The organism is Enterococcus sp. DIV0170, assembly GCF_051710765.1.
Lineage (GTDB): Bacteria > Bacillota > Bacilli > Lactobacillales > Enterococcaceae > Enterococcus_A > Enterococcus_A raffinosus.
In genome coordinates this window covers 681,850-703,790 of record NZ_JBIOLG010000002.1, presented here as the reverse complement: position 1 = coordinate 703,790, position 21,941 = coordinate 681,850, and the positions used below count along the sequence as shown (strand labels likewise).

Below are 21,941 nucleotides of genomic sequence, written 5' to 3'. Positions count from 1 at the left end.
ATCAACAGAATGTTTAGAAAGTGCAGAGTATTCTTTTATGGAGGACGCTAAAATAGAATCTGTAAACGTTTACAAAAACTAATTATTCTGGGAGGTACACATGGAAAAGGAAGTTTTTGATAATGGAATGAAGGTTGAAAAGAAGAAATTAACGAAGTTTTCTATGATCGCCTATGGCTTGGGTGATTTAGCGAGTCAGTTTGTATGGACATTCGTCGGCACTTATTTAACTGTTTTCTATACTGATATCGTGGGTTTAGCGCCAGTCGCGGTTTCTATGATCATGTTGGTGGCACGTTTGTGGGATGGGATCAATGATCCGATGATGGGAATGATCGCTGAACGGACGAGAAGTAAATTTGGACGTTTCCGTCCTTATATTGCCTTTGGATCCCCTTTTCTAGCGTTGTTTTCAGTTCTAACATTTACCGGTCCATTTGGAAATGGGACAGCGGGTGTTATCTGGGCAGCAATCATTTATATCGTTGCGGGAATGATTTATACATTGGTTAATATTCCATATGGTGCCTTGGCTGCAGTAATGAGTGAGGATGCAAATGAACGAAATCAATTGAATGCTTGGCGTTCTGTTGGAATGAATGTTGGAATGATTATTGTAAACTCAATGTCCTCATTTATTATGTTGGCGTTTTCTGACGGTTCTCAAGTAGCCACAGGGCGAGGCTACTTCATGACCGCTTTGATTTATGCGGTGATCTCAATTCCATTGTTTTTTGCGGTTTTTGTGACCTCTAGAGAAGTCGTTCAACCGATGAAAAATGAGAACAAAGTTCCATTACGTACGACGCTAAAAAATGTCATCGGAAACAAGTATTTGATGATCGTCTTTTTAATTATGATACTTCAAATGACTGCATTTATGGGCAGAATTGCCGTAACAACTTTTTATGTCATTTATTGTTTAGGGGCTTTTACCTTAATCGCTTTGCTTATGACAATTCCTTCGATTGGTGGAGCCGTTTGTTCTTTAGCCGTTGTTCCACTGGTTAAACGTTTTGGCAAACGAAATGTGCTTATGATTTCTTTGATCCTTCAAGGGATCGGATTGTTGGTGGTTTATTTCGCAGATTTTGATAACTTGCCGATGATTATTGCGGGGCATGTCATCTTTGGACTGTTTAATATGGGCTTTCCAATTTCGCTCTCTTTAGTAGCAGACTCTGTTGATTATCAAGAGTTGAAATCTGGGGTTCGAACAGATGGCACAGCTTATGCGACGTATGGCTTGGCAACTAAAATCGGAAATGCTCTCGGCGCATCAGTGGGAATTATGCTGCTTCATTCTTTTGGCTACAAAGCAAACATGGAGCAATCATTGGCGACGAAAAACGGAATCAATCTAGTCGTTAATTTAATTCCGGCAATCTTATTCTTTGTATCGGCGCTTGCTTGTTTATTATGGAACTTAAGTGACAAGGATACGGATGATATTCGGAAACAATTAGATGAAAAACGTGAAAAAGAAAATGATTGAACATAAATGTGTGGTATTCAATTGCACATCAATAAAGAAAAGAAGAATAAATGCAAAAAGAGTTGATCTTTTTTGGGAGAATTAAAGAGTAAGAAAAAGCGTTTTTAAGTAAACTAATCAATGTAAGCGATACCTAAACGAAAAAGTTGACCAGCTTAAGAAATTTGTCGGCTTATAAGGAGGAAGAAAATTGAAAAAATTAAAATTCGGTATTATCGGATGTGGTGGAATTGCTAATCAAAAACATTTTCCAGCATTGGCAAAACTAAGTGAACAAGTGGAGCTAGTTGCTTTTTGTGACACGGTACTAGAGCGTGCAGAAAGTGCAGCAGCAGAATACGGCGTCCAAAATGCGTTAGTGACAGAAGACTATAAGGAAGTCGTGAAACAGGAAGATATTGATGTTATTCATGTATTGACACCAAATGTCTCACATTCATTTATTACTGTGGCTGCATTGGAAAGCGGAAAACACGTCATGTGTGAAAAACCAATGGCGATTAACTATGAGGAAGCAAAAAAAATGTTGGATGCCGCAGAACGTACAGGGAAGAAGCTGACGATCGGTTATCAAAATCGCTTCCGTGCGGATTCATTAGCAACCTACGATGCCTGCAGCAAAGGAGAATTGGGAGATATATACTTTGCGAAAGCACATGCTGTTCGTAGAAAAGGAGTCCCTACTTGGGGCGTATTCCCAGATAAAGAGAAGCAAGGTGGAGGCCCGTTAATTGATATCGGGACTCATGCATTGGATCTAACACTTTGGTATATGAATAACTACAAACCAAAAATGGTCTTAGGTTCTACTTATCAGAAATTGAAGGACAACCCTATGGCAAATATGTTTGGTCCATGGGATCCAGAAACATTTGAAACAGAAGATTCAGCATTTGGGCTAATCAAAATGGAAAATGGCGCAACAATCTTCTTAGAAGCAGCTTGGGCATTAAACATGATCAATCCGAAGGAAGCACAGGTGACCTTATGCGGAACAGAAGGCGGTGCGGAAATGTTTGGAAAAGCCTTCTTAGATCAAGGGTATGTGGTCTTCAACAAAGCTGATCATAACCAATTGGAGCAGACGGAGCCTTCTGATGCTGGCGGGGTCTTCGGCTTTGAGGGAAGTAGTTTGGAACAAAAGGACGCAGAGGCGAAACAATGGGTCGAAGCAATTCTTAACGATACAGAACCAGTCGTAAAACCTGAACAAGCAATTGTGGTAACACAAATTTTAGAAGCAATCTACAAATCGGCCGAAACAGGTAAAGTCGTAGAATTGTAATTTTAGGTGATGGACGAGTGTCAAACGAATTTGCGCTCGTCCAAGCCGTTAGTTCAATTATTAGGAGGAAAACGAATGTCTAGAATCAAGACAGCAGTAAGTTTATATAGTTTACAAGATGAGTATTTGAACCATCGGATGAATTTGGCTGATATGATGAACTTTTTGAAGGAGCATCATGTCGAAGGGGTAGAACTTTTACCAGATCAAATGATCAAAAATGCGCCCCATCCAGCAGAAGAGGATGTTGCTCATTGGCATCAGCTTCTAGAAGAGACAGGGATCAAGCCAGTGATTGCAGATGTTTTTCTGAATACAAATCTGTACAACAATCGTCAGTTAACGAAGCGAGAATGTATTGATTTATTAATAGAAGAAATCAAGCAAGCCAATCGCTTAGGAATCAAATTAATTCGTCTAGTCTCTATGGTCCCTTACTGGGTATGTGAACCGTTACTGCCCTATTGTGAGAAATATGATGTGACAATTGCTTTAGAGATCCATGCAGGGATGGCTTTTGACGAACCCGAAACACTACATTTTATCGAAGAAATGAAACGATTGGATTCTCCTTATGTTGGTTTGGTAATCGATACAGGAATCTTCTGCAAAAAATTTCCACGAGTAGTCGTGAATTATGAAATCAATAATGGTGCTAGCCCTGAAATGTTTGCCTACTTAGATCGTTTATTCGAAAAAGGAACGGATCTTCACCGTGTAGTAAAAGAAAACAACGGAGAATATCCAGAGGACTTCAAGCAAGTCATTAAAACCAAAGAAGATCAAATGTTTGCGCCTCTATGCGATGGCTACGAAAATTATCCATTCTCAGTGATGGATGAATATATACCATACATCAAGCATTTTCATATTAAAATGTTCGAGATGACACCAGAAGGCCCTGAATATTCTATGGATTACAAGGGACTCTTGGAATACTTGCATGAAAAGAACTATGACGGGTACGTGGCAACGGAATATGAAGGGAATCGCTTCACATTGCCTGGAAAACCGATGCAGGAAAAAGAACAAGTTGCGGCAAATCAAAAATATTTGCAGGCTTGTCTGAAAGAGATTCAGGGATAGGAGGAAGAAGCAAATGTTTGACAATAATGTTTTTAAAAAAGATACCTGTAAGAATTTCGAAGAAAACGGTGAAGTGATCGGTTATGAATTACAAACCTTAATCACCTATTATCGCGGAGTCCCATTATCAATGGTGGAGTTTATCAAAGTAGCAATAGACGAGGAAGAAGCCGCTCCTGATACGATCCAAATTTCTATTGACAGAGAAGATTGGTTTTACCTATCGGAAGCGGCTACAGTTACCACATATAAATGGGAGTATGGAGAACCCTTGTACATCCGTGTTTTAAAGCCTGGGGGATTAGTCAAAGGAGACCATCAAGTCAAATTAACAGTTGCGACTAGAACCGCTTATATTCCTGTCCCATTGGTGGGGGTGAAGGAACGAACGGTCACGATTTAGGAGAGTAAGGAGGAGGAAGTATGCTGAATTTTGGCATCATTGGATATGGTTTCATGGGACAAACCCATGGGGAAACGATCAAAAAATTAGACTATGCAACATTACTCGCAGTATGCGACATCAATAAGGATCAGCTTAAGGATGTTTCAGAAGACGTAAAAACATTTTTAAGAGCCGATGAACTTCTAGCAGTAAAGGAAATTGATACGGTGATTATTGCTGTTCCGAATCATTTGCATTTGGAAATGGTAAAAAAAGCCGCTGCAGCAAAAAAAGATATCATCTTAGAAAAACCAGCTGCCATGAATAGAACAGAATTTCAAGAAATGATGGCAGTCACAGAAGCGGCGGGAGTTCGTTTCACGATTCATCATCAACGTCGCTGGGACAAGGATTATCGTTTAATAAAAGAAGTTGTTGACAGTCACACGCTGGGGGATATCTTTACTATTAAAAATAGTCTTTATGGCTTTAATGGAAATATGCATGATTGGCATGTTTATCCTGAATTTGGCGGAGGGATGCTTTACGATTGGGGCGTTCATCTATTGGATCAAATGCTTTGGATGATCCCTGGTAAGTTGAAGACAGTCTATGCCGATGTGCGTAACGTCATTAATGAAAATGTTGACGACTATTTTAACATACAGATGTATTTTGATAGTGGAATTACCGGACAGGTTGAATTAGGAACCTATTTCTTGAAGGATGAAGCTTCTTGGTTTGAACGCCATTGGTTTGCAGGTGGAAATAAAGGAAGTGCCTATGTAGATGGCTTCAACCCTCAAGGAAAAATCGTACGAACTAGTGAATTATTAACGAATGTTCCTGGAAAAATCACCATGACAGCCGCTGGACCGACACGTTCCTTTGGTCCCCCGCCAGAAGGCCGTCTAGTGACAGAAGAATTACCAGAAGTTCATGTAAATCATCAAATGTTCTTTGATCATTATCATGAGTATATAGCAGGTAAAGAAGACCTGAAGGTAAAACCAGAAGAAATTTTACGCTTAATGAAACTAGTGGATGCCATTAGAGTATCCGCAAGAGAACATCGATCGGTAGATTTTGAATAGAGAGAAGGGAAAAACATGCAATTAGGATTAGTTTCAGCAATTTTAGATCAAAGTGACTTTTATGAAATGATCGATATTGTTGCTGAAAATGGACTAGAATGTGTTGAGGTTGCTTGCTGGCCAGCTGGAAAAGCCGAACGGCGTTATGCAGGAGTTTCACATATTGATACAGAAAATTTAACAAAAGACCAAGCAGAAAAATACAACGCTTATGCCAAAGAAAAGAAGGTTGCGATCTCAGCCTTGGCCTATTATCCCAATCCTTTAGACGAGGATCTAGCGAAACGGCAGCAAGTGATCGATCATTTATATTCAGTGATTGATGCGGCCAAAATGATGGATATTCATTTAGTGACGACGTTTATTGGTCGGATGCCAACAAAGACTATTTCCGAAAATTTAAAGGAAATGGAGAAAGTCTGGAAACCAATTATTGCTTATGCGGAAGAACAGCAGGTAAAAATTGCTATCGAGAACTGTCCAATGCTGTTTACCGAAGATGAATGGCCCGGCGGACAAAATCTGATGACCACGCCAGACTTATTCAGAAAAATCTTTGCTATTTTGGATAGTGAGTATATCGGGTTAAATTTTGATCCTTCTCATTTTGTATGGCAGCAGATGGATTACTTAGCTCCATTGTATGAGTTTAAGGATAAATTGTTCCATATTCACTACAAAGATATCAAGCTATATTGGAAAAAATTACAGGAAGTCGGTGTAATGGCGACACCGTTAGAATATATGTCACCTAAGCTTCCTGGCTTGGGCGATGTGGATTGGGGCAACTATGTCTCAGCATTAACGGATGTTGGCTATAATGGCTATACCTGTATTGAAGTAGAAGACCGGGCTTATGAAACGGATTACGAGGATGTTAAGCGCTCAATCAAACAAAGCACGCATTATTTGCGAAACTTTGTTTAATGGTGACGCCTTTGGATAATCAAGAAAAAAGAATCATTGGTATAGACATTGGTGGAACATTTATCAAATTTGCGTTAATGAACTCGTTGGGCGTAATTGATAGAAAATGGTCGATTCCGACGAATATCTCTGAAAAGGGGCGGTTCATCCCAGAGGAAATTTGCTTTTCCATTCGTAAGACGTTAGGCGAGGACTCACTAAAAATAGTCACTGGGATAGGTATCGGTGTGCCAGGTCCTATTTCTCCAGACGGCAAGACCGTCGTTCAAGCTGTCAATCTTGATTGGAAAGACCTGCCATTGAGAGAAATGCTCGAAAACGATTTAGGAATCGGAGTGTGTTTATTAAATGATGCCAACGCGGCTGCTTTAGGGGAAATGTGGCAAGGGGCTGCTAAAGGCAAACAAGACCTTCTATTTGTAACACTGGGTACTGGTGTCGGTGGCGGTATCGTGATAAATGGTCAAGTCTTGAATGGTTGTCACTCCGCTGGTGGAGAGATTGGTCATATTCCTGTTCGTTCGGATGAAGACAGGTTGTGCGGGTGCGGCGGCAGAAACTGTTTAGAAACCTTTGCTTCAGCGAATGGCTTAGCGTTATCAATGAGAAAGAAGCTTGAGACAGTAGGAGAACAATGGTCGGAAATGACACCACCAATCGTCTTTGAAAAGGCAGCGCAAAATAATGAGTACGCGATACAGGTGCTGGATGAGTTTACAGATGTATTAGGCCAGGCTTTAGCAGGTATTATGAATACGATTGATGTGGAAGAAGTTGTTATCGGCGGCGGTTTGTCAGAGGCAGGCGATGCGTTGCTGATTCCGCTGAAGAAAAAAATGGACCAGTGCGTTTTTCCGCAAATCAAAAATCATTTTTCCGTTAAAAAAGCTTCTTTAGGAAATGAAGCGGGAATATTTGGAGCGGTCTATGCTTATTTGAATGCGAATAAATGAAGGTCATCTATTTATTTCGATTGATGAGAAAAGATTTTTAACTTCGCTTTGGAAATTTCACATACTTATATTGAAAAATGCTCTAGCCTTTTTTAGGCTAGAGCATTTTTCAATTATTTCGTTACTGTTTCCCAAAAGCGGTTCAAAGTATCCAGTTGCGTTAGCTGGCGGTTACATTGATCGCTATTGGTGCAAATATAGTTGCCCTTTTTCGTATAGGTTCCGTCACCAGAAGATTTAGTCGTTGCTAAAAAGAAGGCAACAGTACTGATTTGATTACAGATGGCGCAATGTCCTTTTTGGACATCGGTACTGAAGCTTCCATAAACACCAGTGAACCGCCCATCAATTTTTCGAAGCAAATATTTGCGATTTGTCCCACTATCATTCCAGCCTAAATAGCTTAACTCACGAAAATCTAAACTATCCAATTCTGGATACTGCATCTTTTTAACCTTTCGAAAGCTCTTCTCGATTTGTTTCGTAGAGGGGGCTTCCATTGGAATTACAAAAGCTTTCATTTCTTCAAAAAGCTTTTCGAATTTTTCACGGGTAAGGCTGGTATCAAGAAATTTGTCCCAATAGGCTTCCAGCATAGTACTGCGGCTGAAGAATTCTTCCGTTTTTCCTTTGATTAATGTTTGCAGAGTCACGATAGTCTGTTTATCGTTCACTGAGTGATAGGCGCTGACAAGTTCGCTGATCTGTTGTTTGCAATACCAATATTCGTTTGGTTGTAATAGTAAGTTTTCTGTATTCATGATTTTCCTCGTTTCTTTTCTCTGAGGAAAATAGTTTTCCTTCAAAGAACTAATAATTAATGGCACATTATTAATTTCTTTGAACGTACGATACAAGATGATTTTATCATCAGGATCTCCTCCTTGTGTTGCATGATTCATACCTACGTTAGAATATAGCATTCCTTTCAATTCTACAAGTCTTTTCTATTTATTGCGGGTAAATTTAAGGACTAATTAGTTGCCAAAGTAAACCATTAGTTTTATACTTGTATTAGTTGATTTAGTAAACTATTAAATGAGAGGATGTGATGAGTCTGGATACTCGTGATATTAGACGGTTTAATCGCTATTATACGCGGATATTGGGCGTCTTCGATCAAAAGGTGTTTAATCTGGATTATTCAATGATTGAGATGCGGATTTTGGGAGAAATCGGACGTCACCCTAGTATTACCGCCAATGAACTGACAAAATGGTTAAACATTAAAAAAAGCTATTTAAGTCGCAAGTTAAGTAAATTGGAGCGGGAAGCGTATATTTTTAAGGAAAAAGATCCTGAAGACAGCCGGAGCTTACAGCTTTATCTCACTGATAAAGGGAAAGAATTAAACAGCTATGTGGAAGAGGAGTCAGACAAGAAGGTGTTAGCGTTACTGGAGCCTTTAGATCAAGAAAGTTATCAAGAGCTGGTGGCTGCGATGAATACGATCGAAAAAATATTATATAGGGTTGTCCCAAATGATTTAGAGTAGTTGCAATCATTTATTTAAAGGAGAGGATTTCAATGTCAGAAGTCACCATCATACCATTTGAAGAAAAGTATACCCACGAAGTAGTTGATTTGATTCTTCCAATTCAGCGAGATGAATTCAATATCGATATCAGCATTGAAGATCAGCCCGATCTTTTGAGAATCAAGGAAGAATACATCGATACTGGCGGAAATTTTTGGGTCGCGCTTTCTGAAGGCAAAGTAATTGGAACCATTGCCTTAGTGAAGCTGGAGAATCATTATGGCGCCATTAAAAAAATGTTTGCGGCGAAGTCCTTTCGCGGCGAAAAGCAAGTTGGCAAAAAATTACTGGAAACGTTGGTTACTTATTGCAAAGATCAAGGCTATGAACGCTTGTATCTAGGAACGGTAGAGGTATTGAAGGCAGCGCAAAGATTTTATCAAAAACATCATTTTGAGCGCATTGATAAGTCAGCTATGCCAAAGGATTATCACTTGATGGATGTAGATACTGAGTTCTTTATGCGAGATTTAACGAAGGAATAAACTTAAACCCACCTAACTCAAATGATTGAGTCAGGTGGGTTATTGTTGAAGCAAAAAAACCATAAATAAAAACGCTTCTTCATGTTGAAGTCAATCTGTTAAAGAGGCTATCGCAGCAATCAACAAACTGATAAACTAATAAATAAAGTATAGAAGTTTAGGAGGAAGGATAATGAGTCTACTCGGGTCACCGATTACTATTGGCCAAGTGAAATTGCCTAATCGTCTAGTATTGCCGCCGATGGCTACGGCAAAATCTCAAGATAACGGAGAAGTAACAGAAGCCCTTTGTGAATATTATAGAGAAAAATCCACTGGCGGCTATATTGGATTGATCATTACGGAGCATAGCTTTGTCAGTCCAGAAGGGCGGGCAAGCAGTGGACAGCTATCTATCGCGAAAGATGAGGATATTATAGGACTAAAGAAGCTAGTAAAGACGATCCATCACAGTGGAACCAAAGTATTCGCACAGCTCGCACATGCTGGTGGACTGGCAAAGCAACCACTCACAGGTCTTGAACCCAAAGGCCCAAGTTCCATTGTGCTACCTAAAACTGCTCGAAGCACAGCTATTCCGCAGGAAATGACTTATGAAGAAATACAAAAAGTCATTACTGACTTTGTGTCGGCAGCACTAAGAGCAAAAAAAGCCGGTTTCGATGGTGTCGAACTGCATTCCGCTCATGGGTATTTGCTAAACCAGTTCTATTCTCCATTAACGAATAAACGAAAAGATGTTTATCGTGGAGAAGATGTTGAGGGGCGAATTCGACTTCATTTAGAGATCATTCAAGCAGTTCGTGAAGCTGTCGGATTGGATTATCCGATTGCGATTCGCTTAGGCGCAAGTGACCACATGGCTGGCGGCACGACGATTGAGGATAGTATCATCGCCGCAAAAGAATTTGAAAAAGCGGGGATTTGTTTACTGGATGTTTCAGGCGGCTTTAGCTTTTATACAAATCCTATTTCGAAAGAACAGGGCTATTTTAGCGAGTTGACAGAAGCGCTAAAAAGAGAAATTGATATTCCGGTTTTATTAACTGGCGGGATTGTTGATGCTTCGGTTGCTGAAAACTTACTGCTTGAAGAGAAAGCGGATATGATTGGTGTGGGTCGTGCTATACTGAAGGATTCAGATTGGGCGAAGCGAGCCATCCTGTCTCTACAAGAATAGAGAAAATTTAATTCAAAACCACCTGTAATTCATTTTAATTGAAAAAGCCTTGTTAGAGACCAATTTGGTTTTGACAAGGCCTTTTTGTATGAAGAAATCAAACCTACCCCAAGGAAGGATTTTTTTAATGTCACTTTCTTTTAATTTTTTGGATTCATATTGACAAGAAGAAGTTAAGTCAGTAATCTATTCACTATAGTGGATTTAATCCGAGATAGTAATATGGAGGTTTCTATGATTTCAGCGAATGAAATGATTAGCCGCAATATTAAGCGGATTCGTCAAGAACGAAATCTGACATTAGATGATCTTGCACATTTGTCTAATGTAAGTAAAAGTATGCTTAGTGAGATCGAACGCTGTTCAAAAAGTCCAACGATTTCGATGCTAGAGAAAATTTGTGTGGGTATCAATGTTCCTCTCGCGCAGTTGACTTATATGGAAACACCAGAGGTTTCCGTCATCAAAAAAGGCTCATCGAAGCATTATTCGACGTCGAAAGGGTTTGATACTTACACGTTATTTGAGTTTGATCCAGATAAACGTTTTGAAATTTTACGGCACGTCATAGCGCCGCATTCAGAGCGCCTATCAGAATACCATGAGGCAGGGATCAGAGAATATATTATTTGTACGCAAGGCAAGCTAGATATTCAAGTTGGTGAAAAGAGCTTTATTCTAGAAGAAGGTGAAGCTATCCAGTTTTTAGCGAATTGCAACCATAAATATGCGAATACAACAGGTGAAGAAGCACGAATATTGATGTTACTGTTTAGGGAGTAGAAAGAAGGGGTTAAATGAAAGGGTATAGTGTTCGACTGGTAAAGCTGATCTTCGGGTTGTTTCTATTTGCGTTGGGATCTTTTTTGACGATTCAGGCGAATATCGGATTGGCATCGTGGGAAGCGTTTAGTATGGGCATTGCAAATTTAACGAATCAAACCTATGGCAACATCTTGATTATCAGTGGATTCGTCATTTTAATTATTGATGTTCTCTTGAAGGAAAAAATTGGATTCGGAACAATTTTAAATACGATTTTGATCGGAACCTTTGTTGATCTGATTCAAGGGATGGATGTTATTCCACAAATGAACAGTTTTATTTCTGGTGTATTGATGCTTTTGTTAGGGCAGGTATCTATCTGTGTAGGTAGTTATTTTTATATAGGAGCTTCTCTCGGTTGCGGACCTCGTGATGCACTAATGGTTGCTCTTGGTAAGCGGCTGCCCAATGTTCCAATAGGAATTATTCGTGGATTAATTGAAGGAACAGTTCTATTGATAGGGTGGCTGTTGGGAGCAAAAGTAGGAATTGGAACAGTGATATCCGTCTTTGGCATCAGTTTTATCCTAGAATGGACTTTCAAGATTTTACATTTTGATGTAACCAATATAGAGCATGAGAGTGTGATAGATACAGTGAAGATTCGATGAAATAATTCTCTAAGCCTTTTAAAAAATCAGAGAAATTGCGTACTCAACAGTTTTTGTTGGGTATTTTTTTCGTTTTTTTTACAGAGCTAATAGTTGTGCGTTATTTTATTGGATTGAGAATTCGAGTCGAATTTTCTCTTCAATTTTATTTTTATGAATAAAATTGATAAAGAGTACTTTTTCATCATTCCTTCGATTTATTTTCCGAAATAATAAAACATTGTAAGCAGATTATTGTGAATATAAAAAAAAGTGAGCTATGCTTATTAATGAACAAGAGTTATGAAATAGCACAATGTTTACCGTGAAAACGGAGAAAGTTATTTTATGATGCTAGAAAATTTTACTAGGAGGATTTTATTATGGTAGAAAATTATGAAAACAAAAATGTTAATGGACAAGCAGTAGCTGAATCTGCTCGTACGAATCAATCGAATGTACAAACCGATCAAGAAGTGAAAGGAGATCTTGTTTACGACGATAAAGTGATTCAAAAAATCATCGGTATTGCGATTGAACAAATTGATGGATTACTTACGGTCGACGGAGGGTTCTTCTCGAATGCTGCAGAAAAATTAGTCAACACGGATAACGTAACTGCTGGGATCGATACCGAAGTTGGGAAAGAACAAGTTGCGGTTGATATGGATGTTGTCATTGAATATGGACAAGATATTACAAAAGTTGCTTCTGAAATTAGAAAAGTCATTCGTGATGAAGTAGCGAAAATGACGCATTTAGATGTCATTGAAGTGAACCTTCACGTCGTAGATATTAAGACAAAAGAAGAATTTGAACAAGATAGTGAAACGGTTCAAGATAAAGTAACAAGTGCTGCGAAAACAACTGGCGAATTTGCTTCAAAGCAATCAGATAAAGCAAAAGATGCAGTCAATCGAGGCACAGACAAAGTTCAAGAAAAAATCGAAGAAAATCAAGATTCTCGAGTAAAATAGTTCTACAATAGGAGGAATAAGTTATGGGTTTATTATGGTCATTAATTATTGGTGCAGTTATCGGGGCAATCGCTGGAGCGATTACCGGTAAAGGAAACAGCATGGGATGGATTGCTAATATCGTTGCTGGTCTAGTCGGATCAGCATTAGGACAAGCATTATTAGGTTCGTGGGGACCGTCATTGGCTGGAATGGCGTTAGTACCATCAATCATTGGAGCGATCATCTTGGTACTAATTGTCTCTTTCTTCTTAGGAAGATCAAAATAGGAGTAGGCGATGCTAGTAATTGTGGATATGCAAAATCGAATTTTGGATACTGATGATGAAAATTATGTGCCTGGTGCCGATAAGATTATTCCCAAAATACTGCAACGATTAACAAAAGCACGGAAATCTGGTGAGATGGTTCTTTTTACGAGAGATATTCCCATCGAGCATAAGAATGAATCCGAAGAACGGATCGAATTACAGATAGTGGATGAATTAGCTCCACTGCCTGAAGAGTATGTTTTCAAAAAGAACTATTATGCACTTCCGCCGGAGAAACTGCTCGATGTTCGTGCATTAACTGAGAAACGTAAACAAGAGAAAAGCCGAATAGAAGTGGTTGGTGTTGAGCTGAGCATTTGCGTATTAGCAAACACTTTGGCTTTACAGGGCGCTCTCCCAGAAGGTGATTTTTATATTGATTCTGAGCTTGTTGCTGGGAACAAGCTAAATGAGACAGCCTTACAGCTGTTAGAGCAATTCAATGTGGAAATCGAATAGTTGAAAGAGTTCTAGCCTTTTAAACGAGGCTAGAGCTTTTTTTGATAGGAAATATTTTTTTCGTTTATTTTTTCTATTAATTTATATTTTTTTACTTTTAGAAGGTCTCTAGGCAGAGAACAACGATTACTTTATACTAAGATTAAAAGTTATAAATAGTACGACTATTTGTTCCAAAGATAAGTGAAAGCGGTTAACTTATTCGGGCATCTAGCCGATTCAAAAATAAAAAAATCAGGGAGAAAAAAGGGTGAAAATAAAATATTTAAAGCGAACGCAATTTTTTGGTGATTATCAAGCCTGCCGTGTCATTTGGATCACTACCTTAAAGGGTGAATTGTTAGTTAAATTTACAATCACCGATGGTGAAGGAAAACACTTATATACAATAATGGAACCACCGGAAAGCGATACTTTTGATCTATCTAACAACGTCTTATCTTTGGAACAGCTGGAGGAAATAAGAGATCTTTTAAAAGCCAATAATCCAGATATTGAGTGGGATATAACGGATGAGGAAGAGGTAATCTTTATGCTAGGGTTTTTCGGGGAATGTCTAGCGAGGCGCCATTGGCTAGCAAGAGATAGTAAAAAGGATGAAGATGTTATTGCGGATTATATCTTTGATGCCAGTGATAAAATAGTCAAAGGAGAGTGTTTTCAAACGGACTATTTTAAAAAAGAGGCAACAGAAGGTGAAATCATCGAAAACTATTTGCTTCCTAAACTATTAGCGCGAGAGGAAGTTGATACCATCGTACTGAACATTGCTAGAGCGGGTCAAGTCAATAGTTACTCAATTGTGATTCAAGAAAACGAATAGTTATTATCAGCAGATACATCAAGAGGTATCTGCTTTTTTTATCGAAACAGTGAATAGAAAAAATTCGCTTGCCTTAAAGTGTACTTTAAGGTATATGCTCGTAGCATCTGGAAAGGTTAAGATAGAAGATAAAGATACTGTTCACAATCGAATAAAAGATTTACTAAGAACAAGTTTGTACACTTAGAAAAAAGGAGTGCTCATATGAAAACATTATACTTAATGCGGCATGGCGAAACACTATTCAATCAACAGAAAAAAATCCAAGGTTGGTGTGATTCACCTCTGACAAAACTTGGAAGAAAACAAGCAGCGATAGCAAAAGATTATTTTGTTAAAAATGAGATCAAACTGGATAGTGCTTATACTTCCTCCTCAGAAAGAGCCTGTGATACTTTAGAATTGGTCACAGATTTAAATTATTCACGAGTAAAAGGACTAAAAGAATGGAACTTCGGTGATCTAGAAGCGGAACATGAGTATTTAAATCCGCCGCTGCCTTATGGAGATTTTTTCAAGGCCTTTGGTGGAGAAGGAGAGCTTGAGTTTCGGGAACGAGTGGCACGGTCAATTCTTGAGCTAGTTCAAGCGGATACTGGTAAAAATATTTTGATGGTCTCCCATGGGGCTTCCTGTAGACAATTTATGCGAGCGTGGGAGCATACGAGTGCGGTTGAATTTCAGGGGCGAATAGCAAACTGCTGTATTTTGAAATTTGCTTTTGATGGGAACCAGTTCCAGCTTTTAGAAATTATCAACCACGATTTTTCAACTGTTCTATAAGCAAAAAGCGATGCCACTTTAACAAGTAGCATCGTTTTTTAATCTGTTTTCGACTGTTCCGATAGTATCCCGTTTTCAATCCATTTGTTCTTCTTTTTAAAATCAGCCAGATTTTGTTGGTATTCTTTTGCATATAAAAGCGAAAAAAGAGTATCTAAAATATACTCAAAAGCTGCCTGAGAAGAGAAGGTGCTCATTTTTACGAAGTCTTTTTCCTCCTGAGTGAATACAATAGTTTCTGTGGCAAGGGCAATTAAGTTTGATTGTCTATTGCCAGTTAATAATATAGAAGGAACATTTTCATTTAAAAAGTGTTTCATTATACGTTCATATTGCGGTATATTCCCACGATAAGTAATAAAGATAGCGCAGTCCTTGCTAGTAAGATTTACGGCATTCCAAGTTTCATCGGCATATTCTTCTGCGATAATCAGAAATTTGTTGATTTTTACTAATTTATTTTGAAAACTGCGAGCACGGATTTGTGAATCGCCTTGAGCAAACAAAAAAATCCGTTCCGCATTTGCTAGCAGATCAACTGAATGATCCAGCACCTCAGCATCCAATTGTGCATAAGTTCGCTGAACCGTGTTGATCGTTAAATCAGCGAGCTTCTTTGCAATGTCTTTGGTTGAGTCCTGTGGCAGAAAAGGAAAATTAGCATCTACCGGTTCAGAACGATAGAGGTCACTATGAGCAATCTCAGAAACTGCGATACGAAAATCTCGAAAACCGTCATAGCCCATTTTTTGAGCAAGCCGAATAACGGAAGAATGGGAGGTATACGTATCTTTAGCGAGATCTGCCACATTGATCGCCGGAATCGTTGCCAAGTTCTTTAAAATATAATCCGCAATTCGCTTCTCCGTATTGGTTAAATCCTGTTGCAGACGTAATTTATCAATTAAAAGCATGTCATCACCTTTTAGTTTGTATTTAAATAGAGGAAGTATCCTAACTATCATACCTTAATTTCACTATTTTCAGAAGGAGTGGTATTCGTGAAAATACTTTTTTGGTATAAATGTCCAAAAATTTCCTGGGTGTATTCGATAAATTGGAAAAAACGACCTATTTTGCTCAGAAATCTTCTCAACGATTCGAACTTCCCTATAATAGAGCTATTAAAAGAAACCTTGGAGGGATTTATACATGTTAACGATCGCATATATCGGTAATGGGAAGAGTACCAACCGTTACCACTTACCATTTTCAACGAAATTGAAGGACAAAATTAAGGTCAAAACGATTTATTCACCAAGTGGACGAATCACCTGGGAAAAAAATCCAGGCACAGTTTATACTTCAGATATTCATGATATTTATAATGACCCAGAAATTCAGTTAGTTGTTGTAACCACACCAAGTCCCTTACATTTTAAGTTAGGGAAAGAAGTGTTGGAGCATGGAAAAAATGTTTTGATCGAAAAGCCTTTTACAGAAACGTTAGCAGAGGCGCAGGAATTGTATCGTTTAGCAGATGAAAAAGGCTTATTTATTCAATGTTATCAGAATCGCCGCTATGATTCAGATTTCTTAACCGTTCAAAAAGTGATTGAGAGCGGTGTGCTCGGTGATTTATTGGAGGTAGAAATGCATTATGATTACTATCGTCCAGAGGTTCCTGAAAGTGTTGAGAAATTCTCAATTGGAACAAGTTACCTTTACGGTCATGCCTGCCATACATTGGATCAAGTCATTTCTTATTTCGGTCGTCCAGATGACGTTCATTATGAGGTACGTCAGCTTTTAGGTGATGATCGAATGAATGATTACTTTGATTTAGATCTCTTTTATGGTCGAATGAAGGTGTCGGTGAAATCTAGCTACTTCCGTTTAAAAGAACGACCAAGCTTTGTTGTGTATGGGAAGAAGGGCGTTTTTGTGAAGGCAACGAAGGACCGTCAAGAGGAACACTTAAAAATGTTCTACATGCCTGATAATAAGGATTTTGGGATTGATTTGCCTGAGCATTATGGTACGCTGACTTATATGGATGATGCTGGAGTTTACCATGAAGAGAAGGTCGTTTCAGAGGTTGGCGATTACAGTCGAGTCTATGAAGATATCTACGAAACACTGATTAACGGCAAACCAAAAGCCGTCAAGGATGAAGAAACACTGTTACAAATCGAAATGTTAGAAAAGGGTATTCAACAGGTGAAACACTAATTTAAAAGAAATGAGGGATACAGATGAAGTTAGCAATATTCGGTTCTGGAAAAATTGTTCAAGAATTTTTACCTATTACAAAGGACTTGCCTGAAATTGATGTCAAAGCAATTCTCGGTACCAAGAGAAGTCAAGAAAAAACAGAGAAGATTCAGGTAGAATATGGCATCGAAGCCTCTTATACGGATATCGATGAGTGCCTGAAAAGTGAGGCCTTCGATACGGTGTATGTCGCTGTACCGAACCATTTGCATTACGGCTTCGCGAAGAAAGCGTTGGAGGCTGGTAAACATGTGATTTGTGAGAAGCCCTTTACTTTGAAACATGAAGAGCTGCTGGATTTGGAGCAATTAGCGCTTAAAAAAGATTTGGTGCTGGTTGAGGCTATTACCAATCAATATTTGGTAAATTACCAAGGCATCAAAGAAGCCAGCCAAAAAATTGGTAAATTGAAAATCATTGAGTGCAACTATTCGCAGTATTCTTCTCGCTATGATGCCTTTAAAGAAGGCACTATTTTGCCTGCTTTCAATCCGAAAATGGGTGGCGGGGCCTTAATGGATATTAATATTTATAATATTCATCTAGTCGTTGGTCTGTTAGGAAAACCTAAACACGTGCAGTATTATGCGAATATTGAACGAGCTATTGATACTTCAGGCATGCTGATACTCGATTATGGTGATGTGAAGGTTGTTTGTATCGGCGCCAAGGATTCAGAAGCAACGATCCGTTCGACCATTCAAGGAACGGAAGGCTCAGTTGTGGTAAATGGCCCAACGAATACGTTAGATAGTTATACGACTGAATCGCTTTCTGGTGAAAAAGAAACCTTTGACCATAAAGATCACCCTCATCGTATGTATGATGAGTTCAAGCTTTTCAGTCAAGTAATCAAAAATAAAGACATGGACTTCGTGAAGAAGCAGCTTGAGCATAGTAAGATCGTAATGGAGATTGTCGAAGCGGCAATTAATGATGCAGGAATCGTTTTGGGGTGATTCAGTTCCCTCTTTTTTAATAAAACACTTGCCTTAAAGTGCACTTCAACGTGTATGGTAGGAGATAGTTAAGAAAGGTGGGAAATAGATGGAATATGCAAAGTTAGGAAATACCGGCTTAGACGTTTCAAGAATTTGCTTAGGTTCAATGAGTTTTGGGGATCCAAAAAACTGGGTTCATAAATGGGTTCTGGAAGAAGATGAGAGCAGACCCTTAATCAAACGAGCGTTAGATTTAGGCATCAACTTCTTTGATACAGCTAACGTGTATTCTTTGGGACGCAGTGAAGAAATTCTAGGTAAAGCGCTGAAAGATTACGCCAATAGAGATGAGATCGTTTTGGCAACGAAGGTTCATCAGAAAATGTTTGATGGTCCCAACGGACAAGGCCTATCAAGAAAAGCGATTATGTCGCAAATTGATCAAAGCTTAGAGCGCCTGCAGACTGATTATGTAGATTTGTATATTATTCATCGCTGGGATTATGATACCCCGATCGAGGAAACGATGGAAGCCTTGCATGACGTTGTTAAGTCTGGTAAAGCACGCTATATTGGAGCATCTGCAATGTATGCCTATCAATTTCAACAAGCGAATACGATTGCAGAAAAAAATGGCTGGACAAAATTTGTTTCGATGCAAAACCATTTGAATTTGATCTACCGTGAAGAAGAGCGTGAAATGATTCCTTATTGTCGTTCTGAAAAGATCGCGTTAACACCTTATAGCCCGATGGCATCTGGAAGATTGATTCGGGATCGTTCAGCTGAGACTCAACGAAGTGCAACGGATGTCGTACAAAGAGCAAAATATGACGAAACGGCTGAAAAAGATCAGCTGATCATCGATCGAGTAGCTGAATTAGCGGATAAATATGAAACGAATCGTGTAAATATTGCCCTAGGCTGGTTACTGCAAAAAAATCCAGTTGTTGCTCCAGTCGTTGGAGCGACAAAAATGAGTCATATTGAAACGGCTGTGGGAGCGGTAGATTTCAAATTAACTCCAGAAGATGTATTGTATTTGGAGGAGCCCTATGTTCCCCATAAAGTAATTGGACATAACTAATAATCCCTTTAAAGAAACTGTGCCAAACAAAATGGTGCAGTTTTTTTATTCTTCTTGACTTGAAGTGTACTTTAACGTTTATGCTAGTACTAAAGTATATCGAGGTGAGCAGAATGAGAAAGCTGTGTTGGTTGATACTTGTTTTGTTTTTTCTAGGTGCGTGTGGTGTCAATAATTCTGGGTCCAATGACAGGAACAGTGAAGAGTCAGATAGTCAGTCAAGTGAACGTTTGGAGTCGAAAAAAGCAGAGGGAGAGAATAAAATGAAAAAGCCGCTCATTGTGTATTATTCTTTGACTGAGAATACAAAAGAAGTTGCTGAAGAAATTCAAAAACAAACAGATGGGGGATTATTGAGGATCGAAACAGCCGAACCTTATCCGGAGGCTTATGATGATGTTTTAGAGATTGTTCGCACACAAAGAAGCGACAATGAGTTGCCTGAAATTGTTTCAAAAGAAGTCAACTTGTCTGATTATGATCGTATTTTTCTAGGGGCGCCGATTTGGTTTGGTGAACCGGCGTTGCCAGTAGAAAAGTGGCTCAGTGAAAATGATTTGACTGGCAAGAAGATTTATCCCTTCTTCACAAGCGGAAGCAGTTCTATCAATGAATCAATGGACAGATACAAAGGGGTGTTGACCCAATCAACTCTCAGTGAAGGTTTAGGGATCACGTCCTCAGATAAAAACGAGACATCTAAACTAGTACAAGAATGGTTGGAACAATTGGATTAAATAGTAGGAAGAGATGAGGCTGAAGTCAGCTTTATCTCTTTTATCCTTTCGACGTTGAAAATGATCCAGCTTAAAGTCCACTTTAAATCAAGAGTGAAGACTGATAAAATTGAAATGAAAAGGATACCAGCTGCATTTATTTAACGAGACTATTTGTTTGGAAAACTAACATGAAGGGAAGTGAAAGAAATGAATATATCAGAAATCGCAGAAAAATTCGATATGACACCAGCAACGATCCGCTACTATGAAAAACAAGGACTGATCCCGCCAATTACCAGAAATTCTGTTGGAGTTCGCGATTTTCAAGAGGAGGATATTAGTTGGGTGGAGTTTATAAAATGTATGCGTGATTCAGGTCTATCGATTGATTCATTGGCTAGATATTCAGAACTCTTTCAGCAAGGAGATGCCACACTCATTGAGCGAAAAAAAATTTTGATCGATGAATATCAAAAATTATTGGAAAAGCAAAAACTAATCAATGGAACGGTGGCTCGTTTAGAAACAAAGCTGGAGAATTATGATCAAATGATTCAGGAATGCGAACAGCAGATCTTTTCCAACTCAAAAGAGGCTGTGTCTGAGAAAGTTTTGAAAGAGGTGTAAGTCATGTACCTGTTCCAAAGAATTGAGGAGGCAGCGTTTAAACAAAATGATGCGAGACGTACAATTGGAGAGTTCATACTTGAACATCGCGATCATCTTCAGGAATTAAGCATGGATGAAATTGCTAAGAGAACTTTTACTTCGAAGCCGACACTGGTTCGTTTTGCAAAATATTTTGATTATTCGGGTTGGAAAGAATTTATGTATGCCTTTACCCATGAGGTTGCTTATTATGATGAGAATGCCTATGAAGATGTCGATCCGAATTTTCCTTTCTCAGCCGAAGATGATTCCTTACAAATTATTGAACATCTAATGAATCTAAAAATGCAAAGCATGAAGGATACGGTCGCGCATATTGCTGTAGAGGACTTGAATCGAGCAGCAAATCTGATCCAGAAAGCAGAGAATGTGGTGATCTACGGGACAAGTCCTAATTATTATTATGGCGAACTTTTCAAGCGGAATTTATTGACGATCCAAAAAAAAGCCTTTATGTCAAAATCAGGTGAAAATGGTATTACTTCTAGTTCGTTGAGTTCTAAGGATTGTGCGATTATCCTCTCCTATTCAGGAAACAATCCTGACGAAAATCCCACGAGTAACGTAAAAATATTGAAGCGGTCTGGGGTTCCGATTATCAGTATTACTAGCGGAGGGAAAAACTATCTTAGAGATTATTCCGATGTCGTGTTGAACATTTCCAGTAAAGAAAAGCTCTATTCCAAGATTGCCAATTTTGCAACACAAGAATCGGTTCTATTTCTGTTAGATGTATTATTTGCTAAAATTTTTGCACTGAATTATGAAATCAATAAGAAGAATAAAATCGCAAATTCGAAAGTTTTGGAAGGAAAAAGGCAATCCAGCTACAAAGATATCTCTGAACAATTTTAAGAAGAGGATGTGGCAGAAGTTACTTCTGAAACATCGTTTATCTGGTAACAGGGCGTGTGACATTTTTTTGTCACACGCTCTGTTTTTGTTGAAAGTGAAACGTATTCCGAGAAATACCCATAGATTTTTAGAAAAACTGGAATACGTTTTAAGCTGTCACTAAACTATTGGAACCGCTATCTTCACGTGTTAAGGTTCAGATACAAGCAAGACTTGATTAACCGGTTCGATCAAAAAAACATCTTGTTCTATTGAAAGGAG

General features: G+C 38.7%; 25 protein-coding genes. 23 read left to right on the top strand and 2 right to left on the bottom strand.

Going from position 1 to position 21,941, the window contains the following annotated elements; all coding sequences use genetic code 11:
• Nucleotides 1-100: 100 nt before the first annotated feature.
• The 7 genes from IGI50_RS19025 to IGI50_RS18995 all read left to right on the top strand — a co-directional run bounded on the left by IGI50_RS19025 (nucleotide 101) and on the right by IGI50_RS18995 (nucleotide 7,225).
• Complete coding sequence (locus IGI50_RS19025) at nucleotides 101-1,495, top strand: MFS transporter (RefSeq protein WP_070510016.1); 1,395 nt, start codon at nucleotides 101-103, stop codon at nucleotides 1,493-1,495.
• Nucleotides 1,496-1,685: 190 nt separating this feature from the next.
• A complete protein-coding gene (locus tag IGI50_RS19020; RefSeq protein ID WP_438778133.1) occupies nucleotides 1,686-2,780 on the top strand; it encodes a Gfo/Idh/MocA family protein in 1,095 nt (364 codons plus the stop codon).
• Nucleotides 2,781-2,855: 75 nt separating this feature from the next.
• Nucleotides 2,856-3,866: a sugar phosphate isomerase/epimerase family protein gene (locus tag IGI50_RS19015; protein ID WP_438778132.1), complete on the top strand. Its 1,011-nt coding sequence runs from the start codon at nucleotides 2,856-2,858 to the stop codon at nucleotides 3,864-3,866.
• Between the two features lie 13 nt (nucleotides 3,867-3,879).
• Nucleotides 3,880-4,269: a C-glycoside deglycosidase beta subunit domain-containing protein gene (locus tag IGI50_RS19010; protein ID WP_438778131.1), complete on the top strand. Its 390-nt coding sequence runs from the start codon at nucleotides 3,880-3,882 to the stop codon at nucleotides 4,267-4,269.
• 20 nt (nucleotides 4,270-4,289) lie between these two features.
• Nucleotides 4,290-5,345, top strand: a complete 1,056-nt coding sequence (locus IGI50_RS19005; protein WP_438778130.1) for a Gfo/Idh/MocA family protein — start codon at nucleotides 4,290-4,292, stop codon at nucleotides 5,343-5,345.
• A gap of 15 nt (nucleotides 5,346-5,360) precedes the next feature.
• Complete coding sequence (locus IGI50_RS19000) at nucleotides 5,361-6,272, top strand: sugar phosphate isomerase/epimerase family protein (protein WP_438778129.1); 912 nt, start codon at nucleotides 5,361-5,363, stop codon at nucleotides 6,270-6,272.
• Nucleotides 6,272-7,225 (top strand): ROK family protein, encoded by a 954-nt coding sequence (locus IGI50_RS18995; RefSeq protein ID WP_438778128.1) that lies wholly within the window; start codon nucleotides 6,272-6,274, stop codon nucleotides 7,223-7,225. Before IGI50_RS19000 ends, IGI50_RS18995 begins: the two co-directional genes overlap by 1 nt.
• Before the next feature lie 113 nt (nucleotides 7,226-7,338).
• Here IGI50_RS18995 and IGI50_RS18990 read toward each other — a convergent pair whose 3' ends face one another.
• Nucleotides 7,339-8,148 carry a FusB/FusC family EF-G-binding protein gene (locus IGI50_RS18990; RefSeq protein ID WP_438778127.1) on the bottom strand — a complete coding sequence of 270 codons (810 nt, stop codon included), beginning with the start codon at nucleotides 8,146-8,148 and terminating at the stop codon, nucleotides 7,339-7,341.
• A gap of 128 nt (nucleotides 8,149-8,276) precedes the next feature.
• On the opposite strand from IGI50_RS18990, the gene IGI50_RS18985 reads away from it, so the two are divergent.
• The 10 genes from IGI50_RS18985 to IGI50_RS18940 all read left to right on the top strand — a co-directional run bounded on the left by IGI50_RS18985 (nucleotide 8,277) and on the right by IGI50_RS18940 (nucleotide 15,195).
• A complete protein-coding gene (locus IGI50_RS18985; protein ID WP_245001350.1) occupies nucleotides 8,277-8,720 on the top strand; it encodes a MarR family winged helix-turn-helix transcriptional regulator in 444 nt (147 codons plus the stop codon).
• Between the two features lie 32 nt (nucleotides 8,721-8,752).
• Nucleotides 8,753-9,247 carry a GNAT family N-acetyltransferase gene (locus IGI50_RS18980; RefSeq protein ID WP_438778126.1) on the top strand — a complete coding sequence of 165 codons (495 nt, stop codon included), beginning with the start codon at nucleotides 8,753-8,755 and terminating at the stop codon, nucleotides 9,245-9,247.
• Nucleotides 9,248-9,419: 172 nt separating this feature from the next.
• Nucleotides 9,420-10,427 (top strand): NADH:flavin oxidoreductase, encoded by a 1,008-nt coding sequence (locus IGI50_RS18975; protein WP_438778125.1) that lies wholly within the window; start codon nucleotides 9,420-9,422, stop codon nucleotides 10,425-10,427.
• 234 nt (nucleotides 10,428-10,661) lie between these two features.
• The gene (locus tag IGI50_RS18970; protein WP_438778124.1) at nucleotides 10,662-11,210 is read left to right on the top strand and encodes a helix-turn-helix domain-containing protein; all 549 of its coding nucleotides are present in this window, start codon (nucleotides 10,662-10,664) and stop codon (nucleotides 11,208-11,210) included.
• A gap of 14 nt (nucleotides 11,211-11,224) precedes the next feature.
• The gene (locus tag IGI50_RS18965) at nucleotides 11,225-11,863 is read left to right on the top strand and encodes a YczE/YyaS/YitT family protein (protein ID WP_438778123.1); all 639 of its coding nucleotides are present in this window, start codon (nucleotides 11,225-11,227) and stop codon (nucleotides 11,861-11,863) included.
• Between the two features lie 362 nt (nucleotides 11,864-12,225).
• Complete coding sequence (locus IGI50_RS18960; RefSeq protein WP_438778122.1) at nucleotides 12,226-12,819, top strand: Asp23/Gls24 family envelope stress response protein; 594 nt, start codon at nucleotides 12,226-12,228, stop codon at nucleotides 12,817-12,819.
• Nucleotides 12,820-12,842: 23 nt separating this feature from the next.
• On the top strand, nucleotides 12,843-13,088 hold the full coding sequence (locus tag IGI50_RS18955; RefSeq protein WP_010744311.1) for a GlsB/YeaQ/YmgE family stress response membrane protein: 246 nt from the start codon (nucleotides 12,843-12,845) through the stop codon (nucleotides 13,086-13,088).
• Between the two features lie 9 nt (nucleotides 13,089-13,097).
• Nucleotides 13,098-13,589, top strand: a complete 492-nt coding sequence (locus IGI50_RS18950; protein ID WP_438778121.1) for an isochorismatase family cysteine hydrolase — start codon at nucleotides 13,098-13,100, stop codon at nucleotides 13,587-13,589.
• A 250-nt stretch (nucleotides 13,590-13,839) separates the two neighbouring features.
• Complete coding sequence (locus tag IGI50_RS18945) at nucleotides 13,840-14,412, top strand: hypothetical protein (RefSeq protein ID WP_438778120.1); 573 nt, start codon at nucleotides 13,840-13,842, stop codon at nucleotides 14,410-14,412.
• Nucleotides 14,413-14,616: 204 nt separating this feature from the next.
• A complete protein-coding gene (locus IGI50_RS18940) occupies nucleotides 14,617-15,195 on the top strand; it encodes a histidine phosphatase family protein (protein ID WP_438778119.1) in 579 nt (192 codons plus the stop codon).
• Nucleotides 15,196-15,233: 38 nt separating this feature from the next.
• On the opposite strand, the gene IGI50_RS18935 is transcribed toward IGI50_RS18940, so the two are convergent.
• On the bottom strand, nucleotides 15,234-16,109 hold the full coding sequence (locus tag IGI50_RS18935; protein WP_438778118.1) for a MurR/RpiR family transcriptional regulator: 876 nt from the start codon (nucleotides 16,107-16,109) through the stop codon (nucleotides 15,234-15,236).
• A 238-nt stretch (nucleotides 16,110-16,347) separates the two neighbouring features.
• On the opposite strand from IGI50_RS18935, the gene IGI50_RS18930 reads away from it, so the two are divergent.
• From IGI50_RS18930 to IGI50_RS18905, 6 genes are all read left to right on the top strand, one after another.
• Nucleotides 16,348-17,367, top strand: a complete 1,020-nt coding sequence (locus IGI50_RS18930) for a Gfo/Idh/MocA family oxidoreductase (RefSeq protein WP_438778117.1) — start codon at nucleotides 16,348-16,350, stop codon at nucleotides 17,365-17,367.
• A gap of 23 nt (nucleotides 17,368-17,390) precedes the next feature.
• Complete coding sequence (locus tag IGI50_RS18925) at nucleotides 17,391-18,368, top strand: Gfo/Idh/MocA family protein (RefSeq protein WP_438778116.1); 978 nt, start codon at nucleotides 17,391-17,393, stop codon at nucleotides 18,366-18,368.
• A gap of 88 nt (nucleotides 18,369-18,456) precedes the next feature.
• Nucleotides 18,457-19,437: an aldo/keto reductase gene (locus IGI50_RS18920; RefSeq protein ID WP_438778115.1), complete on the top strand. Its 981-nt coding sequence runs from the start codon at nucleotides 18,457-18,459 to the stop codon at nucleotides 19,435-19,437.
• Between the two features lie 263 nt (nucleotides 19,438-19,700).
• A complete protein-coding gene (locus tag IGI50_RS18915; RefSeq protein WP_438778114.1) occupies nucleotides 19,701-20,174 on the top strand; it encodes a flavodoxin in 474 nt (157 codons plus the stop codon).
• A 189-nt stretch (nucleotides 20,175-20,363) separates the two neighbouring features.
• Nucleotides 20,364-20,783, top strand: a complete 420-nt coding sequence (locus IGI50_RS18910; RefSeq protein ID WP_438778113.1) for a MerR family transcriptional regulator — start codon at nucleotides 20,364-20,366, stop codon at nucleotides 20,781-20,783.
• Nucleotides 20,784-20,786: 3 nt separating this feature from the next.
• Nucleotides 20,787-21,680: a MurR/RpiR family transcriptional regulator gene (locus IGI50_RS18905; RefSeq protein WP_438778112.1), complete on the top strand. Its 894-nt coding sequence runs from the start codon at nucleotides 20,787-20,789 to the stop codon at nucleotides 21,678-21,680.
• Nucleotides 21,681-21,941: the final 261 nt, after the last annotated feature.

Bases quoted from the DNA above. Each gene is read 5' to 3' on its own strand.
- IGI50_RS18975 (WP_438778125.1), top strand. From the start codon at position 9,420: ATGAGTCTACTCGGGTCACCGATTACTATTGGCCAAGTGAAATTGCCT.
- IGI50_RS18905 (WP_438778112.1), top strand. From the start codon at position 20,787: ATGTACCTGTTCCAAAGAATTGAGGAGGCAGCGTTTAAACAAAATGAT.
- IGI50_RS18990 (WP_438778127.1), bottom strand. From the start codon at position 8,148: ATGCTATATTCTAACGTAGGTATGAATCATGCAACACAAGGAGGAGAT.
- IGI50_RS18970 (WP_438778124.1), top strand. From the start codon at position 10,662: ATGATTTCAGCGAATGAAATGATTAGCCGCAATATTAAGCGGATTCGT.
- IGI50_RS18950 (WP_438778121.1), top strand. From the start codon at position 13,098: ATGCTAGTAATTGTGGATATGCAAAATCGAATTTTGGATACTGATGAT.
- IGI50_RS18995 (WP_438778128.1), top strand. From the start codon at position 6,272: ATGGTGACGCCTTTGGATAATCAAGAAAAAAGAATCATTGGTATAGAC.
- IGI50_RS19000 (WP_438778129.1), top strand. From the start codon at position 5,361: ATGCAATTAGGATTAGTTTCAGCAATTTTAGATCAAAGTGACTTTTAT.
- IGI50_RS18940 (WP_438778119.1), top strand. From the start codon at position 14,617: ATGAAAACATTATACTTAATGCGGCATGGCGAAACACTATTCAATCAA.
- IGI50_RS18915 (WP_438778114.1), top strand. From the start codon at position 19,701: ATGAAAAAGCCGCTCATTGTGTATTATTCTTTGACTGAGAATACAAAA.
- IGI50_RS19025 (WP_070510016.1), top strand. From the start codon at position 101: ATGGAAAAGGAAGTTTTTGATAATGGAATGAAGGTTGAAAAGAAGAAA.
- IGI50_RS18980 (WP_438778126.1), top strand. From the start codon at position 8,753: ATGTCAGAAGTCACCATCATACCATTTGAAGAAAAGTATACCCACGAA.
- IGI50_RS18985 (WP_245001350.1), top strand. From the start codon at position 8,277: ATGAGTCTGGATACTCGTGATATTAGACGGTTTAATCGCTATTATACG.
- IGI50_RS18935 (WP_438778118.1), bottom strand. From the start codon at position 16,109: ATGCTTTTAATTGATAAATTACGTCTGCAACAGGATTTAACCAATACG.
- IGI50_RS18960 (WP_438778122.1), top strand. From the start codon at position 12,226: ATGGTAGAAAATTATGAAAACAAAAATGTTAATGGACAAGCAGTAGCT.
- IGI50_RS18920 (WP_438778115.1), top strand. From the start codon at position 18,457: ATGGAATATGCAAAGTTAGGAAATACCGGCTTAGACGTTTCAAGAATT.
- IGI50_RS19005 (WP_438778130.1), top strand. From the start codon at position 4,290: ATGCTGAATTTTGGCATCATTGGATATGGTTTCATGGGACAAACCCAT.
- IGI50_RS19010 (WP_438778131.1), top strand. From the start codon at position 3,880: ATGTTTGACAATAATGTTTTTAAAAAAGATACCTGTAAGAATTTCGAA.
- IGI50_RS18925 (WP_438778116.1), top strand. From the start codon at position 17,391: ATGAAGTTAGCAATATTCGGTTCTGGAAAAATTGTTCAAGAATTTTTA.
- IGI50_RS18965 (WP_438778123.1), top strand. From the start codon at position 11,225: ATGAAAGGGTATAGTGTTCGACTGGTAAAGCTGATCTTCGGGTTGTTT.
- IGI50_RS19015 (WP_438778132.1), top strand. From the start codon at position 2,856: ATGTCTAGAATCAAGACAGCAGTAAGTTTATATAGTTTACAAGATGAG.
- IGI50_RS18910 (WP_438778113.1), top strand. From the start codon at position 20,364: ATGAATATATCAGAAATCGCAGAAAAATTCGATATGACACCAGCAACG.
- IGI50_RS18955 (WP_010744311.1), top strand. From the start codon at position 12,843: ATGGGTTTATTATGGTCATTAATTATTGGTGCAGTTATCGGGGCAATC.
- IGI50_RS18930 (WP_438778117.1), top strand. From the start codon at position 16,348: ATGTTAACGATCGCATATATCGGTAATGGGAAGAGTACCAACCGTTAC.